Origin of the sequence: Tardiphaga sp. OK246, assembly GCF_900188215.1 — a bacterium.
GTDB lineage: Bacteria > Pseudomonadota > Alphaproteobacteria > Rhizobiales > Xanthobacteraceae > Tardiphaga > Tardiphaga robiniae.
On record NZ_FZOX01000004.1, the window covers coordinates 487,056 to 500,806 of the forward strand.

The window sequence follows — 13,751 nt, forward strand, 5'->3', positions numbered from 1 at the left end:
TCGCCTTTCCCTCCAGGAGGCGACCTCGTTTGTTTTCGATGAAACGGCTCATGCGGAGTGTTCGCGGAACGTGTCTGATCCGCATGTGTGTTAAGTGGCACTGAGTTCTACTCCCGGTGCAGACCGAACTCCGGCATTCTTCTCACACAGTGAGATTTCACGCGACACACGCGGCAACTCCCGGCGCTGCACGTCGCTGCATCATTCTGGTCTGTCAGGACCCAACGAAGAACCGTTGATGCGACGGATCGGAAAATTTGAAATCCTATTCCGCCGATCGCTCGAACTATGAAGTTTCTTCTCAGGCAAACTGAGTATGATGACCGCGATCCGCAATCGGATTGCGCGGTGCCGATGCTATCGTTCCGTCAAGCACATCGACTGGACAGAGCGAGCAATAGTAATGCGGACGATTGGTTTGATTGGTGGAATGAGCTGGGAAAGTACTGCTGTTTACTATCGCCGGCTGAATGAGCAGGTCCGCGCCGAACTTGGTGGGCTCCACTCCGCGGATATTCTGATGCGCTCGATCAACTTCGACGCGATTGTCAGCTTGCAGAAACAAGGGCGTTGGGACGAGGCCTGTCAGGTTCTTGCTGACATCGCCCGGGATCTGGAAGGAGGCGGTGCTGGTTGCATTCTGATCTGCACCAATACGATGCACAAGCTTGCCGACGAAGTGCAGCAAGCAGTGTCGATCCCGCTTCTTCACATTGCCGACGTTACCGGCGCTGCCGTGAAGGCTGCAGGGCTACAGCGGCCGCTACTTCTGGCAACGCGCTACACCATGGAGCAGGACTTCTATGTGACGCGATTGCGCGAGGGGTTCGGGCTAGATCCCGTTATTCCCGCTGAGGACGATCGTGTGTTCATTCACGACATCATCTTCGATGAACTATGCCAAGGTGTTGTTCGCGAGGAGTCGCGTCGACTCTATCTCGATGCGATTTCACGAGGAAAAGAGCGTGGCGCTGACGGCGTAATTCTTGGTTGCACCGAGATCTGTCTGCTGATCGGCCCCGAGCACATCGATCTTCCCGTCTTTGATTCAACGCTTCTTCACGCGGATGCGGCGCTCGCCTTTTCCATGGCGAAGGAAGAACCGCGACCACGTGCTGCATGACATCGGCGTGATTGATCTTTGGATTGGCATCGATCTTGCTGGTCTCCCTAACCTGGAAGGCAATGAGGCTTTCGTATGAGTGATATGCGTACCGTGCAACGGAAGATCTCGCCGGTCCTCGATCACGTTGTCATTAACGTGATGGGCCAGCTTGATGAGGCTGCTGCGCAATATACTCGCCTCGGCTTTCAGTTGACGGAGCGCGGTCACCATACGCTCGGCTCCAGTAATAACCTGGCGATCTTCGGCACGAACTATCTCGAATTGCTTGGCTATCTGCCGGGGCGCGAAACGATGCGTGCTGATCTCTGGGCGCATCCACCAGGATTGAGCGGTCTGGTTTTCAAGTCTATCGATGCCGATCTGGTTTATGCGACACTGAAGGACAACGCCGTTCCCGTCATGGAGCCAATGAGCTTCGCGCGGCCGGTCGAATTGCCGGGCGGCGCCCAAGACGCGCGTTTCAAGGTCATCCGCGTGGCGGGCGACGAAGTGCAAAACGGCCGCACGTTCTTCTGCCATCATGATACGCCGGAACTGGTGTGGCGCCCCGAATGGCAGACGCATGCCAATGGTGCCACTGAAATCGTCGAATTTGTCATCGCCTCGCAGCAGCCGGCGCGAACTGCAGCGCTCTATGAACGCATGTTCGGCGCACCGCTTCTGACGCCGACGGATGGCGGCTTTTCGTTCAATGCCGGTGCCGCAACGATTGTCGTGCTCGATCCTGCAGCGGTCGCGGATCGCTATGCCGGTGCGGCGCTTGCCAGCGAGGATGGCACTGATCGCATGGTCGCGCTGGTGTTCAAGGTCGCGTCGGTCGACACGCCGCGCGCCGTATTCGATGCGGCCGGCGTTTCCTTCAAGCCCTATGCGGACGGCATCATCGTGTCGCATGCCGACGCAGCCAATGTCGCTCTGGGGTTCACGGCGTGATGGTAGCGCTCCCCAATGATTTCACCCGGAGTTTTGCGCTCGACTATGACGGCGCGCGCGTGAAGTTTCGCAACGCTGCGAATGACGTCGGCGCTGCGTTGACCACCTACACCCATCCGGCGCTCAAGGGCCCGAATGGCCAGGATCTGTGCATCGACGTGGCGCGGCTCGGTGATCCGCGCGCAGCTTCGCAACTGGTGATCCTCAGCGGTACGCACGGCCTCGAAGGCCTCAGCGGTTCGGCGGCGCAGATCGGCTGGATGCAGAGCAATTTTGCACGCGCCCTTCCGCGCGGCGTGTCGATTCTCTTCGTTCACGCGATCAATCCCTACGGCTTTGCCTGGGGCACGCGGACCACCGAAAACAATGTTGATCTCAATCGCAATTTCATCGATTTTTCCACGCCCCGTCCGGGCAATCCGGGTTATGCGAAGCTTTATCCGCATCTCCTTCCGGAGGACTGGACGCCGGCAGCCCTGCAAATCTACGCCGACGCCGTGGAAGCCTTCAAGGACGCGCATGGCGATGACGGTCTGTTCGACACGCTGGCGCGCGGGCAGTACGACTTCCCGGATGGCTCCAATTATGGCGGCTCCGGGCGCGAGTGGTCCAATCTGACTCTGGAGACCATCATCGCCGATCATCTCGGCGCGGCCGAGCGCATCGGCTTCATCGATTGGCATACCGGCATCGGTGATTTCGGCGAGTCCTTCTTCCTGTGCTTCAACCCTGAAGGCGGCGCGCTTCATGCGGAAGCCGTGCGCTGGTGGGGGCGTGAACGCATCGTCGGCCAGAAGCCGAACAATTTTGCGCGGCCCAATTATCAGGGACTCGTATTTCACGGCATGACCAGGTTCCTTGGCGAGCGACCGATGGTCGGCGCAGTGATCGAATTTGGTACGCGTGGTACCAAGGTTCGTCGCGCCTTGCAGCTCGATCTCTGGCTGAAGTTCAAGGCCGAGAAAGATAGCGAGCGCGTTCGCATGCTGCGCGCAGACCTGCACGATTGCTTTGTCCCGGTGTCGTCGCACTGGCGCGAAGAAACCACCGAACAAGCCATTTCCATCACTCAACAGGCGGTGGAGGGGCTGGCAAGCTGGTCCCTCTCCGTCGCAGCCTGAATCAACGGAGCGAGATAGATCATGCGAGCAGTTGTCCTTTACGAACACGGCGATAACGATAAGCTGCAATTCACGGCGGATTATCCGACGCCGAAGGCCGGCGAGGGCGACGTTGTCATCCGCGTGCGGGCATCGTCGATCAACTATCACGACGTTTTCACCCGCCGCGGTATGCCCGGCATCAAGGTGCCGCTGCCTGTCATCATTGGCCTCGACGTGGTCGGTGAAATCACGGAACTCGGCGCCGGCGTCACCGGCTGGAACATCGGTGATCGCGTGCTGATCGATCCGGTCAACCGCGTCGAAGGCGGCCTGATGGGTGAGACCCAGGACGGCGGCCTCGCCGAATTCTGCCGCGCCAAGGCGCATCAGCTCGTCAAGATTCCGGACGGCGTCAGCTTCGAGCAGGCGGCCGCACTGCCGGTCGCCTATGGCACCGCGATCCGTATGATGAACACCATTGGTCAGATCAAATCTGGCGAGAAGGTTCTGATCCTGGGCGCCAGTGGTGGCGTCGGCGTGTGCTGTGTCCAGCTCGCCAAGCTAGCAGGTGCTTATGTGATCGCCTGCGCCGGTAGCGAGGAGAAGGGCAAGAGGCTCACGGAGCTCGGCGCGGACGAGATCATCCTCTACACCCAGTCCGACTTCATGAAGACGATCTATGAGCGCCACGGCAAGCCGCATCGCCGTCGCTTCGTCGAAGGCGGCGGTGTCGATGTCGTCGTCAATTTCACCGGCGGTGATACCTGGGTCAAATCGCTGCGCTGTCTGAAGCTCGGAGGCCGCATTCTGACTTGCGGTGCGACTGCCGGCTACTCGCCTACTGAAGATCTTCGCTTCATCTGGACCTTCGAACTGGAGATCAAGGGCTCCAACGGCTGGGAACGTGACGATATCACAAAACTGTTCGATCTCGTCGCCGCCAAGAAGCTGCAGGTACTGATCGACAAGACCTATCCGCTGGAGGAAGCGAAGGAGGCTGTGCGCATCATTGAAGATCGTGCGGTATTCGGCAAAGTCGTGGTGACGCCGTGAGCAAGCCCGACGTCAAGACGCTGACCGCCCCCGAGATTCAGCAAATGCTGGATGTGTCGCCGTTCAACCTGTTCCTCGGCCTTGAGGTGATCAAGGCTGATCCGGTAACGCAGGAAGTGACGATGCGGTCGCCGATGCGGCCGGAATTCGAGCGCCGACCGGGCTCCAAGCAATGGCATGGCGGCGTCATTGCCTCGGTCATCGACACAGTTGGCGATTTCGCCGTCGGCATGATGGTCGGGCGCGGCCTTCCGACCGTGAATTTCCGCGTCGATTACCTGAAGCCCGCTGTCGATACCGCGTTGGTCGCAGTGTCGCGGGTGCGCCGTGCCGGCAAGAGCGTCGGTGTCGCTGATGTCGATGTGTTTGACGAAAAGGGGGCGCTGCTCGCCATCGGCCGCGGCACCTATTCGACGCTTGAAGCAAAATAATAGCAGGACCGGGCGGCGCACGATGGCGGACCGGTTCCTGTTTGCAAAGAGGAAGAACAATGAGCGGTTTTAGCAGACGTGATTTTTTGATGACGACAGCCGGTGCTGCTTTAGCCTCCGGCTTTGCCGGTTCTTCCAAGGCGGCAACCGGGGCCCCGAAGCGCGGCGGCACGCTGGTCGGCACATGGGGCGGATTTGAGCCGCAATCGCTGTTCGTTCCAGCGGGGGGCGGCTCCAGTCCGTATTTCACGTCGACCAAGGTGTTCGAGCGGCTGATCCGCCTGACCGCCGATCTCAAATTCGAGCCGGTGCTGGCTCTCGGGATCGAACCGGCAGAGGATTTCCGCAGCTACACGATCAAGCTACGTCCGAACGTCACCTGGCATGACGGCAAGCCACTGACCTCGGACGATCTGGTCTTCAATGCGATCCAATACTGGAAGCCGATCTCCGCTGGCGTCACGCTCGATGCTCTGCTGACCGCGGAGGCCGTGGATCCGCTGACCGTGGTGCTGAAATTCAAAGTGCCGGTGCCAGAGTTCTTTCTCAAGTCCGTGCTGGCCGGCAAGGCCGGCCTCGTCATTCCCAAGCATATCTATGACGGGTCGAACATCATTACGAACCCAATCAATAACACGCCGATCGGCACCGGTCCGTTCAAGGTTAAGGAGTGGGTGCGCGGCAGCCATGTCGAATATGCCCGCAATGACAATTACTGGAATTCGGGCTTGCCCTATCTCGACAAGCTGGTGATCCGCTGGTGGCGAGATCCGGCGTCGCGGTCGGCTGCTTTCGAGGCCGGCCAGCTTGATATAGGCACGTTCAATCCGATCCCTGCGCCGGACATCGCGCGCCTGACGGCAACCAAAAAGTTCGTTGCCGAGACCAAGGGCTATTCGAATTCGGCGTGGATTACGAGTGTCGAGTTCAACCAGCGTCGCGAGATCTTCAAGAAGCGCGAGGTGCGTCAGGCCCTGCTTCATGCGATCGACCGCAGCTTCATCGCGGATACGGTTTTCTTCGGTCGCGCGCGTCCCTCGCTTGGTGCTCTCCACTTCTCGAATTCAATCTTCTTCACCAAGGACGTTCAGGATTATCCGTTCGACGTTAAAAAGGCGGCCGCGTTGCTCGATGCTGCCGGCTATCCGGTGAAGGCCGGTTCGCGCTTCAAGATGAGCCTTGTATCGGCCGGGTGGTTCGAGGAAAACGTCAAGATCGGTCAGTATCTGAAGCAGGCCTTCGAGGACGTCGACATCACCGTCGATCTGGCGATCCCCGATCGCGCGACCTCGCTGAAACGCATCTACACCGACTATGACTATGACGTCGCGGTGTCGAACAATTCAGCCAGCATCGAGCCGATCCCGCAGACAACGCAATACTACACCACCGACGGTATCGTGAAGGGGGCGGCCTTCCGCAACGCCACGGGCTATTCCAATCCGAAGATGGACGAAACCGTCAGCAAGATGGCGATCGAGACCGATGAGAAGAAGCGCGTATCGCTGGTGCACGAGTTCGACAAGCTCGCAGCGAGCGACGCGCCGGTCCTTCCGATGGTCGACCTTGAACCCGTGACGATCGCTCGTTCTGATGTCCGCGATCATTCGCTGACAGCGGACTTCATGGGCGAAAGCTGGGCCGAGGTCTGGCTGGACCGCTGAGAGCGGAGGCAAACGTGCGTCGCATCATCATCCGCAGGCTCGTGCAAATCATTCCGCTGATCTTCGCGGTCATTGTGATGAATTTTGTTCTGATCCATCTGGCGCCGGGGAGTCTGTTCGACGTGATGACGTCCGAACAGCAGATCACCGACCCGAAGATGCTGGATCAGCTGCGTCACACCTACGGCGTCGATCAGCCGGTGTCGGTGCAGCTTGCCAAATATATCTGGTCGGTGATGCGGCTCGATCTCGGCTATTCGTACCGGCAGAACGCGCCGGTGTTTGATGTGATCATGCAACAGCTTCCAGCGACCTTGATCCTGATGCTGGCGGCAATCGGAATTGCTTTGCTCGTTGGCGTCACGGCCGGCGTGCTGGCGTCGATCAAGGTCAACACAATCTGGGATAATCTGATCTCGCTCGGTGCGGTATTCTTCTTCGCTGCACCGAGCTTCTGGCTTGGCATCATGATGACGGTGATGTTTGCGGTGAAGCTCGGCTGGTTTCCGGTGGGCGGCATGCGCACCATCGGCGTCGACGAAAGTGCCTTCGGTGCCGTTCTGGATGTGATGCATCATCTCGTCCTTCCCGCAACGGCACTAGGGCTGTTCTATGCCGCGACCTTCGCGCGCGTGATGCGAGCCTCAATGTTGGAGGTCGCCAGGCTGGATTTCGTGCGAACAGCGCGTGCCAAGGGCCTGTCGGGCGGTCGTGTGGTCCTGGCGCATGTAATGCGCAACGCGATGTTGCCGATCGTTACGCTGCTCGGATTGCAGCTTGGCACCATGCTCGGCGGCAGCGTCGTCATCGAAGCCGTGTTCAGTTGGCCCGGTATCGGCAGTCTGTTGTTCGACAGCGTGATGAGCCGCAATTTTCCCATGGTGCTCGGTGTGCTCGTCCTCGGTTCGCTGCTGGTCGCGGTCTGTAACGCGACCGTCGATCTACTGTATCTGCGGCTCGATCCCCGGATCAAGGCGAGGTAGATCATGCCGACATTGTTCTTCGACTTCGCCCGGCGCTTCGCCCGCAACCGCGCGGCGCTGGTCGGTCTGTTTCTCGTTCTGGTCGTCGTCGGTGTTGCTATTGCCGCGCCATGGTGGTTCCCGCGCAACCCGCTTCGTATTGTCGGGCGGCCGGAGATCTGGCCCTTCATGTCGTCGCGTTATCCGCTTGGCACGGATTCTCTGGGCCGTGACATTGCAGCGATGATTGCCCACGGCGCCCGCACCACTCTTCTGATCGGCCTCTGCGCCAGCCTGACCGCCACCATCATCGGCATCACTGTCGGCGCCACCGCGGCCTATGTCGGCGGCTGGGTCGATGAGCTATTGATGCGTCTGACCGAATTGTTCCAGACCATCCCGAACCTGATCTTCGTGCTGACCATCGTGTCGATCCTCGGGCAGAAGATCGAATATGTGACAATCGCCGTGGGCGTCGTGACCTGGACGCCGATCGCACGGCTGACGCGTGCTGAGTTCATGTCGCTGCGCGATCGCGAATTTGTGCAGGCCTGCCGGGCCATGGGGATGGGCAGTCTGCGGATCATGTTCGGCGAGATACTGCCGAATGCACTGCCGCCGGTGATCGTGCTGTCATCACTGGTCGTTGCCGGGGCCGTTCTGTTCGAGTCCGCTGTGGCATTCCTCGGGCTCGGCGATCCCAATGTCACCAGTTGGGGACAGCTGATCGGGGACGGCAGGACGCTCATCCGCTCGTCCTGGTACATCTGCGCGGTGCCGGGTCTCGCGATCATGCTCACTGTGCTGGCGCTCAACCTTGTGGGCGATGGCCTCAACGATGCGCTCAACCCCAAACTGCGGGATCGCTGAGATGATCATGGGCAGCAAAGCCGGTCCAGCGCCGATCCTCTCCATTGAGAACCTGCAGGTGTCGTTGTTCACGCGCCGTGGCGTGTTGCCTGCGGTCGATGGTCTGTCGCTGACAGTCTCGGCCGGCGAGACTCTCGCCATCGTCGGTGAATCCGGCTGTGGCAAGTCGTTGACGGCGCTGGCGATCATGCGGTTGTTGCCGAACCCGCCGGCAAAGATCGTCGGTGGCGCCGTCCGCTTCATGGGGCGTGATCTCGCTGCCTTGTCCGAGCGCGAGATGCAGCGGGTCCGCGGCAAGGACATCTCGATGATCTTCCAGGATCCGATGACATCGCTGAACCCTGTGGTCGCGGTTGGGGATCAGCTGATCGAGGCAATCAGGCGCCACAATGACGTGTCGCGTCACGAGGCGAGAGACCGCGCAATCGAATTGCTGCGCCAGGTGCGTATCCCGGATGCGGAACGCCGCTTCAATGATTATCCGCACCAGATGTCTGGTGGCATGAGCCAGCGTGTCATGATCGCCATGGCGATTGCTTGTGGGCCAAAGCTCCTGATCGCCGACGAACCGACCACGGCGCTCGACGTCACCATCCAGGCGCAGATCATCGAGCTGATGAAGGAATTGCAGTCCTCATCCGATATGGGCCTTATCATTATCACCCATGATCTCGGCGTGGTTGCCGAAGTCGCCGACCGGGTGGCCGTGATGTATGCCGGCCGCAAGGTCGAGGAAGCGCCGGTGGAGGCATTGTTCGAGCGGCCGCTGCATCGCTACACGCGTGGGCTGCTGGGGGCGACGCCGTCGGCACAGCGCCGACGTGGCAGTCGTCTCGTCGAAATTACGGGCAACGTGCCGGCGCTGTCCGATTTGCCGCAGGGCTGCGCCTTCCAGAACCGTTGTCCCGATGTACTCGATCGCTGCCGTGCCGAGCGACCACAGCTGGCGCCGTTGCTACCGCACCGTTCCGCCGCCTGTTTTGCTGCCGAGAAGGAGTTATCGCGCGATGCCGCTGCTATCGGTGCTTAGTCTCTGTGTCCAATACCAGAGCGCGCAGGGTGTCGTGCGGGCGGTCGACGATGTGAGTTTCGACCTGGAGCCCGGCGAGACTGTGGGGCTGGTCGGGGAATCCGGCTGCGGCAAGTCCACGCTCGGCAAGGCGATCATGCGTCTGGTGCCGACGTCCGACGGACGCGTCTTCCTCGATGGTGACGATGTCACGCGGATGCAGGCCGGCGCGTTGAAGGCCTCGCGGAAGTCGATGCAGATGATCTTCCAGGATCCTTATGGATCGCTCAATCCGCGCCACGACGTCGGCACCATCGTCGGGCAACCGCTCAGCGTCGCCGGCTGGTCGCGCCGTGATATCAAGGATCGTGTCATCGAGCTGATGGGACAGGTAGGCCTGCCGGCCGATGCGATGCGGCGCTATCCGCATGAGTTCTCTGGCGGCCAGCGCCAGCGTCTCGGCATTGCGCGTGCACTTTCGCTCAAGCCCAAGGTCATCATCTGCGACGAGCCGGTATCTGCGCTAGACGTTTCGGTGCGCGCGCAGGTCATCAATCTGCTTGAGGACCTGCAGCAGGCAACGGGCGTGTCGTATCTGTTCATCTCGCACGATCTCTCGGTTGTCGAGCATATTTCGGATCGGCTGATCGTGATGTATCTCGGTCGGATCGTCGAAACAGGCCGCAGCGAGGACGTCTGGGATAGACCGGCGCATCCTTATACGGAGGCATTGCTTGCCGCCGCGCCGATCGCCGATCCGCGCACCGCACGCAGCCGCACCCGCAGCGTGCTGCAGGGTGAGTTGCCCAGCCCGCTCAATCCGCCGCCAGGCTGCAGCTTCAATACGCGCTGCCCCTACGCTCAGGCGCTTTGCCGCGAGGAGCGACCGATGCTGCGCGATGTCTCCGATGGCCGCAAGGTGGCCTGTCACTACGATCTGCTTGAACAACCCGCGGCGCTGCCGCGTGTCGCGCGGGTGGCCAATTGAGTTCTCAGAAGTGGAGCATTGCCAATGCGGTGGAATAATCTCGGTGACCTGATCGATCGCAGCGGTGACCTTGATCGGGAGGCGGTCATCGATCTGATCGATCCCGCGCATCCCAGGCGCTACACGCACCGTCAGATCGACGAGATGGCAAACGGGGTCGCCCAGTATCTTGTCGATAGTGGTTACAAGCGCGGCACGCATGTCGCGATCCTGTCGTTTAACCGCGCCGAGTACATCATCTGCTATTTCGGCATCATGCGGGCTGGATGCATCGCTGTTCCGGTCAATATCAAGGCTGCGCGCGATACGGTCGATTTTGTGATGGATGACGCGAAGATCGCGCTGGCATTCGTCGACAATGCCAATCGGTCGATGGTGCGCGACGACATCCCTGTCATCAATTTTGACGACAGCGGCCCAAGCGGCTTTGCTGCGACCATCAAGCCCGCAGCGTTCACCGCCGTCGAGACGACGCGGGAAGAGGTCGGGCAAATGCTCTACACCTCCGGCTCCACCGGCCGGCCCAAAGGCGTGCCGCTATCGCATTACGGACAACTCTGGGCGATCTCGACACGGACCAGTGGTGCGCTCAATCAGGATGATCGCTACATCATCGCGCAGCCGCTGTTTCACATGAATGGCCTGTTCGCCATCAAGACGATCTTCGCTCAGAATGCGTCTGTGGTGGTGCTGCCGTCGTTCGAGACCCGCAGTTATATTGAGGCCATCGCCAAGTACAAGGTGACCGCCGCCACGGCCGTTCCCACCATGTGGGCCCGTGTCGTCAAGGAAACGGAACTGCTAGCGAAGAATGATATCACCTCGGTTCGTCGCCTGATGCTTGGGTCGGCGCCGATGACCATGGGTCTGTGGGACAGGATCAAGCAGGCGCTGCCCAACGTCGTAATGACGATGGGCTATGGTACGACTGAAGCAGGGCCGGCCGTGTTCGGTCCGCATCCCGACAAGATTCCGACGCCGCCTTTGGGGCTAGGTTATCCGATCCGTCTGGAAGATGTCCGGCTCGTCAATGGTACCGAGAATGAAGGCGTGCTGTTGATGCGGAATCCAGCAGTGCTGGATCACTATCACAATCTGCCGCAGCAGACCGCCAAGGTGCTGACCGATGGTTGGTATTACAGTGGCGATGTGATGCGCCGCGATGCCAACGGCTTCTATTTCTTCGTAGGCCGTGCCGACGACATGTTTGTCTGCTCCGGCGAAAATATCTATCCGGGCGAAGTCGAAAAGCTGTTGGAGCGTCACCCGCAGATCCAGCAGGCGGCAGTAGTGCCGTTGCCCGACGAGGAACGGAGCCAGGTGCCGGTTGCGTTTATTGTCACGCGGGAGCAGCCTACGCCGAGCTTCGACGATATCCGTCAGTTCGCCATCGCCAATGGTCCGGCATATCAGCACCCGCGCCGCGTTGAGTTCGTCCATGAATTGCCTTGGGCGGGCACTAACAAGATCGACCGCAAGGCGCTGATCGACCGGGCGCGAAGCCTGGAAGCCAGTCACGGCTGGTCCGCATGAGCGGGCTAACAGGGAAGATCGCGCTGGTCACCGGTGCAAGCCGGGGGATCGGTCAGGCTATCGCGCTTCGCCTGGCGAAGGACGGCGCAACCGTCGCGATCCATTACAACGCCTCGGTCGATGCGGCGAATGAGACTGTGGCGGCCATTGCCGCTGCTGGGGGCAATGCCTTTGCCATCAAGGCCGATCTCTCGGAACGCAGTGGCGCAACTTCCCTGGCCGCTGGTCTAGGTGCCGAACTGACCAAGCGTTATGGCAGCCCTGCATTCGATATTCTCGTCAACAACGCCGGCGTCGGAAAACGCGCGGTCATTGAGGATATTTCCGAGGACGACTTCGATCTTCTGCTGCAGACCAATCTGAAATCGCCGTTCTTTCTGATCAAGGCACTGATGCCACATCTTCGCAATGGCGGACGTATCATCAATATCTCGTCGATGGGGACGCGTTCGGCCTATCCGACCATGGCCGCCTATGCGCCCGCCAAAGCGGGTCTGGAAGCGCTGAGCCGCTTGCTGGCCGTTCATCTCGGTGGTCGACAGATCACGGTGAATTCCGTGATGCCCGGTGCGACCGCGACGGACATGAACATCGTCGCGCGCGATCCGGTGGCGAGCCGCGCAGTGGCTGAGACCATCGCGCTCGGCCGGGTCGGGCAACCCGACGATATCGCAAGGGTCGTCGCCTTTCTCGCGTCGGACGAAGCGGGCTGGGTCACGGGCCAGCAGATCGATGCTAGTGGCGGCCAGCGGCTGTAAGAGGCCACGCATTCAATCACGCGCCGATATCACGATACGCGGTGGCGAATTCATCTTAGCGCTGCGTTCGCGGAGGCGTCGCTTTTGACGCCAGCCTGCTGCTCGAATGCGCAGCGATGATAATTGTTTATGCTCGCGAACTTTCAAATCTCGCAATAGCATTGCGTCGCGATGGCAATGAACGGCAGAAATATTCTGCGTATACCTTTCATCGGAGGCAACTATGCTCGACGAGCTCGACCGCAAAATTCTCGCGGCACTCCAGGTAGACAGCAGCCTTTCAATGCAGGACCTGGCTGATCGCGTTGGCCTGAGTTCCACGCCGTGTTGGCGCCGCATCCAGAAGCTCGAAAGCTCTGGCTACATCAAGCGACGCGTTGCACTTCTCGATGCAGACAAGCTGAATTTGGGTGTCAGCGTTTTCATCGCCGTGCGAACGAACCAGCATAACGCGGAGTGGGTTCAGCGTTTCCGGAAAATCGTCGTCAGCTTCCCCGAGGTGGTCGATTTCTATCGCCTGAGCGGTGATGTGGACTATCTGATCCGGGCTGTGGTCTCGGATATCCGGGCTTACGACGATCTTTATCAGCGGCTGATCGCGAAGATTGATCTGCATGATGTGTCGTCGATGTTCACGATGGAGCAGATCAAGTCGACGACCGAATTGCCACTCATGAATGCTTTGGTGAAGCAGGGGCGGGGCGATATCTCGTCGGCGGCGCATTCCCTGTCGCATTGAGATGCCGCGGCTCCGAAGCTGCCGCATGGAGTGTAATCGTTCGTGTGCTGCGGGCAGCACCGTTCCACGATTTCCGGCTAGAGCGTACGTGGCCGATCGCATCTGCGTCTGAGGGGTCGGCAGAGGCATTATGTGCGCCAAACGAAAAACCCGCCGGTTGAGGCGGGATTCAGCGGTCATCTGGATTTTGGTCCATCATTCAAAGCTACAAGCATACCGCCCCCGCGAAGGGGGCTGTTTCAAGTTCGTTTGAGTCCGGTGATACGACTGCTTATGCCGGGTGATTGGAACGGGCAGGGAACAGAGCCCCGGATATTCCCGTATTGAACCGCGATTTCGCGTTCTGTTCTCCCGCGAGCCGCCTGATTGTCAGGTGCTGCGGTCGGGAGAACTTATTGATTTAACAGGAGAAAATGGTGCTGCCAGACAGGATTGAACTGTCGACCTCTCCATTACCAATGGAGTGCTCTACCACTGAGCTACGGCAGCATGCTGGGTGCAGGAATCAGCCTCGAGGGCGCCTACCAAGCGGGGCGATCCTTGCCACAAGGTCACGGGCGGCGCAAGCGCGGGTGGCACTTA

At 60.0% G+C, this 13,751-nt stretch carries 13 protein-coding genes and 1 tRNA gene; 13 read left to right on the plus strand and 1 reads right to left on the minus strand.

Features of this window, described 5'->3' with window-relative positions:
* The first annotated feature begins 403 nt into the window (after window positions 1–403).
* The 13 genes from CHC01_RS20590 (at window position 404) to CHC01_RS20650 (ending at window position 13,169) form a co-directional block, all read left to right on the plus strand.
* Window positions 404–1,123, plus strand: a complete 720-nt coding sequence (locus CHC01_RS20590) for an aspartate/glutamate racemase family protein (RefSeq protein WP_089266079.1) — start codon at window positions 404–406, stop codon at window positions 1,121–1,123.
* Between the two features lie 75 nt (window positions 1,124–1,198).
* Window positions 1,199–2,059: a VOC family protein gene (locus CHC01_RS20595; RefSeq protein WP_089266080.1), complete on the plus strand. Its 861-nt coding sequence runs from the start codon at window positions 1,199–1,201 to the stop codon at window positions 2,057–2,059.
* Window positions 2,059–3,180 carry a M14 family metallopeptidase gene (locus CHC01_RS20600; RefSeq protein WP_089266081.1) on the plus strand — a complete coding sequence of 374 codons (1,122 nt, stop codon included), beginning with the start codon at window positions 2,059–2,061 and terminating at the stop codon, window positions 3,178–3,180. The genes CHC01_RS20595 and CHC01_RS20600 overlap by 1 nt, the downstream gene beginning before the upstream one ends.
* 21 nt (window positions 3,181–3,201) lie before the next feature.
* Window positions 3,202–4,215: a quinone oxidoreductase family protein gene (locus CHC01_RS20605; protein WP_089266082.1), complete on the plus strand. Its 1,014-nt coding sequence runs from the start codon at window positions 3,202–3,204 to the stop codon at window positions 4,213–4,215.
* Window positions 4,212–4,646, plus strand: coding sequence for a PaaI family thioesterase (locus CHC01_RS20610; protein WP_210421690.1), 435 nt, complete (start codon window positions 4,212–4,214; stop codon window positions 4,644–4,646). The genes CHC01_RS20605 and CHC01_RS20610 overlap by 4 nt, the downstream gene beginning before the upstream one ends.
* An 89-nt stretch (window positions 4,647–4,735) precedes the next feature.
* A complete protein-coding gene (locus tag CHC01_RS20615; RefSeq protein WP_244558446.1) occupies window positions 4,736–6,310 on the plus strand; it encodes an ABC transporter substrate-binding protein in 1,575 nt (524 codons plus the stop codon).
* A 14-nt stretch (window positions 6,311–6,324) separates the two neighbouring features.
* Window positions 6,325–7,293 carry an ABC transporter permease gene (locus CHC01_RS20620; protein ID WP_089266084.1) on the plus strand — a complete coding sequence of 323 codons (969 nt, stop codon included), beginning with the start codon at window positions 6,325–6,327 and terminating at the stop codon, window positions 7,291–7,293.
* Window positions 7,294–7,296: 3 nt separating this feature from the next.
* Complete coding sequence (locus CHC01_RS20625) at window positions 7,297–8,142, plus strand: ABC transporter permease (RefSeq protein ID WP_089266085.1); 846 nt, start codon at window positions 7,297–7,299, stop codon at window positions 8,140–8,142.
* Window positions 8,143–8,149: 7 nt separating this feature from the next.
* Window positions 8,150–9,172 carry an ABC transporter ATP-binding protein gene (locus CHC01_RS20630; protein ID WP_502695678.1) on the plus strand — a complete coding sequence of 341 codons (1,023 nt, stop codon included), beginning with the start codon at window positions 8,150–8,152 and terminating at the stop codon, window positions 9,170–9,172.
* Window positions 9,150–10,139: an ABC transporter ATP-binding protein gene (locus CHC01_RS20635; RefSeq protein WP_089266087.1), complete on the plus strand. Its 990-nt coding sequence runs from the start codon at window positions 9,150–9,152 to the stop codon at window positions 10,137–10,139. The genes CHC01_RS20630 and CHC01_RS20635 overlap by 23 nt, the downstream gene beginning before the upstream one ends.
* A gap of 24 nt (window positions 10,140–10,163) precedes the next feature.
* Window positions 10,164–11,672 (plus strand): class I adenylate-forming enzyme family protein, encoded by a 1,509-nt coding sequence (locus tag CHC01_RS20640; RefSeq protein ID WP_089266088.1) that lies wholly within the window; start codon window positions 10,164–10,166, stop codon window positions 11,670–11,672.
* Entirely contained in the window at window positions 11,669–12,430 is a 762-nt protein-coding gene (locus CHC01_RS20645) for an SDR family NAD(P)-dependent oxidoreductase (RefSeq protein WP_089266089.1), read from the plus strand. Before CHC01_RS20640 ends, CHC01_RS20645 begins: the two co-directional genes overlap by 4 nt.
* Window positions 12,431–12,653: 223 nt before the next feature.
* The gene (locus CHC01_RS20650; RefSeq protein WP_089266090.1) at window positions 12,654–13,169 is read left to right on the plus strand and encodes an Lrp/AsnC family transcriptional regulator; all 516 of its coding nucleotides are present in this window, start codon (window positions 12,654–12,656) and stop codon (window positions 13,167–13,169) included.
* Window positions 13,170–13,583: 414 nt separating this feature from the next.
* Here the strand turns inward: CHC01_RS20650 and CHC01_RS20655 are convergent.
* Window positions 13,584–13,658, minus strand: a tRNA-Thr gene (locus tag CHC01_RS20655).
* Between the last annotated feature and the right edge of the window lie 93 nt (window positions 13,659–13,751).

Excerpts from the sequence above, each read along its gene's own strand:
- CHC01_RS20590 (WP_089266079.1), top strand. The coding sequence starts at position 404 with ATGCGGACGATTGGTTTGATTGGTGGAATGAGCTGGGAAAGTACTGCT.
- CHC01_RS20595 (WP_089266080.1), top strand. The coding sequence starts at position 1,199 with ATGAGTGATATGCGTACCGTGCAACGGAAGATCTCGCCGGTCCTCGAT.
- CHC01_RS20600 (WP_089266081.1), top strand. The coding sequence starts at position 2,059 with ATGGTAGCGCTCCCCAATGATTTCACCCGGAGTTTTGCGCTCGACTAT.
- CHC01_RS20605 (WP_089266082.1), top strand. The coding sequence starts at position 3,202 with ATGCGAGCAGTTGTCCTTTACGAACACGGCGATAACGATAAGCTGCAA.
- CHC01_RS20615 (WP_244558446.1), top strand. The coding sequence starts at position 4,736 with ATGACGACAGCCGGTGCTGCTTTAGCCTCCGGCTTTGCCGGTTCTTCC.
- CHC01_RS20625 (WP_089266085.1), top strand. The coding sequence starts at position 7,297 with ATGCCGACATTGTTCTTCGACTTCGCCCGGCGCTTCGCCCGCAACCGC.
- CHC01_RS20630 (WP_502695678.1), top strand. The coding sequence starts at position 8,150 with ATGGGCAGCAAAGCCGGTCCAGCGCCGATCCTCTCCATTGAGAACCTG.
- CHC01_RS20635 (WP_089266087.1), top strand. The coding sequence starts at position 9,150 with ATGCCGCTGCTATCGGTGCTTAGTCTCTGTGTCCAATACCAGAGCGCG.
- CHC01_RS20640 (WP_089266088.1), top strand. The coding sequence starts at position 10,164 with ATGCGGTGGAATAATCTCGGTGACCTGATCGATCGCAGCGGTGACCTT.
- CHC01_RS20645 (WP_089266089.1), top strand. The coding sequence starts at position 11,669 with ATGAGCGGGCTAACAGGGAAGATCGCGCTGGTCACCGGTGCAAGCCGG.
- CHC01_RS20650 (WP_089266090.1), top strand. The coding sequence starts at position 12,654 with ATGCTCGACGAGCTCGACCGCAAAATTCTCGCGGCACTCCAGGTAGAC.